The organism is Bifidobacterium sp. 2450, from assembly GCF_041900695.1.
GTDB lineage: Bacteria > Actinomycetota > Actinomycetes > Actinomycetales > Bifidobacteriaceae > Bifidobacterium > Bifidobacterium longum.
On record NZ_JBHEEA010000032.1, the window covers coordinates 1 to 3,073 of the forward strand.

The 3,073-nt window shown below is 56.2% G+C and carries 2 protein-coding genes; both read left to right on the forward strand.

The window, feature by feature from the left end; genetic code table 11:
* A partial coding sequence (locus tag ACEUKI_RS10675) for a transposase (protein WP_144169530.1) occupies positions 1-310 on the forward strand: 310 nt, incomplete at its 5' end.
* A gap of 294 nt (positions 311-604) precedes the next feature.
* A partial coding sequence (locus ACEUKI_RS10680; protein ID WP_374156882.1) for a YPDG domain-containing protein occupies positions 605-3,073 on the forward strand: 2,469 nt, incomplete at its 3' end.

Below are 3,073 nucleotides of genomic sequence, written 5' to 3' on the forward strand. Positions count from 1 at the left end.
CCTGCAGGGCATCTGCATGGACAGCCGCCCGCCCGCCGGGGCATGGGTCGGGCTATACCGCCTGTGCTCGTGGATGATGCGCTCGAGGCTCGAACCCGTGAAGGAGCCCGCCCGTCTGATCCGCCGCCACTTCGCCGGGGTTGTCGCATACTTCGAGCACCCGTACGCCAACGCCATCCTCGAGGGCGTCGACAGCGTCATCCGGAACGTGAAGAGACCGGCCCGCGGCTTCCGCAACATGGACTACTTCGCCACCATGATCTACCTGACCTGCGGCAAGCTCGACCTCAAAGCCGTCACCGCCGCCTGACCATCACCCACCACAAACAGCGAATAACCGTCTTGTGAGTTGCTGAAATCACGCGGCAAGAACATCGGCTTGCAGCGTTTCGGAGAACAAGTGTAGTATGACAAATGAGGCGTTATTGACGTTTACGCATGTACTGTCCGTTTTTTCTGGGGGGGGGGCATGTGTGGTCGATATCAGCGCCCAATACTGAAAGGATCAATACCATGAGAGGAAGGTTTATGACACTCTCACACAACATGTCCGCGGGGGGGGGGGCGAACGTTTCGGCGCAAGCTCGTAGCAGCGGTCGGAGCGATGGCTCTGCTCGCCACGGGTTTCGGCGTGACCGGACACCTGGCAATCGCCTCCACTCCTGCGGAGGCCGGAGTGAGCTATCCCGGCTTCAATCAGGATGGCGTGTATCAGACCGGCAGCGGTCAGCAGCGATACACCTATACGGATCAGGCGAGCAGGTACAAGGATGCCATCGAGTCGCCGTCGAGTGTTGACGGCACCAAGACGATCACCGGCCAGGTGTATGTGCAGCGTTACGGCAACTACAAGGTGCATCTGAACGACGCCGGTTTCCCGCCCATTCCCATGCAGGGCGTGCGCGTGTACGCCCAGTGGATGGAGAAGGATGGATCGGTCTCCCCGATCTACACGACCACAACGAACGCATCAGGCGAATATGCTATTAAGATGAAGGATTTTACCACGGAAACTGGTAAGACCTACACCTTCGATGCAGATCCAAATCTTCCTCAGGGTGAGAAGTGGCGTATTTGGGCGGATAATCCTGATAAGGATCACCTCACTCAGTTGTCGAATTACTACAACGGTAGCTGGGGTCCACGCGATTATGCATACGATGCTGAGATTGGTGATGGCGTTGGACCGGACCGTCTTGATCATGTGAACATTCGTTACGGTCTCAAGCCCGAGAACGAGGTCATGCACAATCTCAAGAACGTCGAGGAGAATGTTCCTGCGTTCAAGCTCGGCATGGTTCGTGGTGATGTGCACTGGGAGCTGGTTAAAGCTGCTGGTGCTCAGGGTTGGTCTAGTGGTGCAGCCTTCCCTAAGTACTACTTCGATAAGGGTATTGATGCTGCTGCTGAAGACGTGACGGTATACGCCTCGTATCTCTCCGACTACGCGCTGGAGAAGATTTACGCCGAGCCAACCTCTACTTTTGGCTCTTCTGCCAAGACCGTCCGCGGTGCTGGCTGGACCATCGACAATGAGGCCCGCCTCCAGGACTGGATCCGCGTGCAGATGGCGAAGGAAGGCCAAGACAAGTGGATTGCTGAAACCGCCTCCGCCAAGGTGGGGGGCGATGGATTGTTCAACATCCAGTTCAAGGGCACGTATGGCGCCACATGGAACAATCCAGGCACTATGCCTTTAATTAAGGCCAACATCGACAAGGTGAACAACGCGTACCACAAGATCGCGGAGTCTCCGAGCATTGACCGCTGGTCCACCTCCGCAGGAGATGCCGCTATGCTTGGCGGAAATATTTCCAAGCATATTAACCGCGATTGGTTGTTCGTATCCACCGACATGAAGCCGGGTGTTGCTTTCGGTACGCCATGGATGACCAACGGCTACATGGGCCTCGGTCAGTACAACGGACTGCTGGCAACCTGGCAGAACAACTTCAACTGGAATGAGGCCGACGGTATCATTTTGGCTGTGTATCCAGATTACGTGAACTTCCGCGTAACCGACGGTAAGGGTATCCTCAATTCTGGTGTTCCTGGAGATATTGCAGAAACTGAAACTTCCGGTTTGCCAAACCAATTCGCAGGCGGTGTGAAGTACCAGATTGAATGGACCGATACTTCTACAGGTAAGGTTGTAGCAACCGGGCCAGTTGTAGCTGCAAACGCTGACGGTACTATTCCTTCCTTCCCACTCAAGACTGCTGGTTTGGGATTGACGAAGACAACGAACTTTACGGCTACGTTGTATCCAGTTAACGCAGAAACAGGAACTCGTGGTACATCGTTTGGTGTAGATACGTATACCGTTATTGTTGGTTCTCGACCTGTATATGACGATGTGAGTGTGAAGGCAGGTTCTACCGGAACGTCTGATGTAAAGGGCTTCGACCTGACCACTACAGATGAGCAAGAGCGCATTCCTGCCGATCAACTCGATCCAAAGTTAGCAGCGAATGAACCGTTCAGCATTCCTGGGACCTACACTGCTCCAGAGGGCTACAAGGTCTCCATCGATAAGGCGACCGGTGTGGTGACTGTCATCGCTCCCGCTGATGCCAAGCCTGGCACCAAGATCGATGTCCCCGTCGTGGCCACGTTCACCGACAAGACCTCCACCGGGGCCATGGCGCACTTCGTCGTGGCCAACAAGGAGGACAGGAACGTCTACGATCCCGCATACAAGGACGTGGCTGTGAACGAGGGCGATCCGATCCGGATCGCCGCTCCGGTGTCCGATCCCGCAGTGCCGGAAGGCACGAAGTTCGGGGTGGCCAAGGATGGCGGCCTGACCGGTCTCACGATCGATCAGCAGACCGGCGCCATCTCCGGTACCGCCCCTCAGGTGGACAAGGATACCGATTACACGGTGACCGTGAAGGTGACCTATCCTGATGGCACCGCCGAGGAGAAGGCCGTCAAGGTCACGGTCAAGAACGTGCCGACCGCTGCTGAGACCCATGATCCTTCGTATAAGCCGGGTCAGGGCAAGCCTGGCCAGAGCGTGAAGGTTCCCCAGACGGGTGACGACAAGCTGCCCGAGGGTACGAAGTTCAGT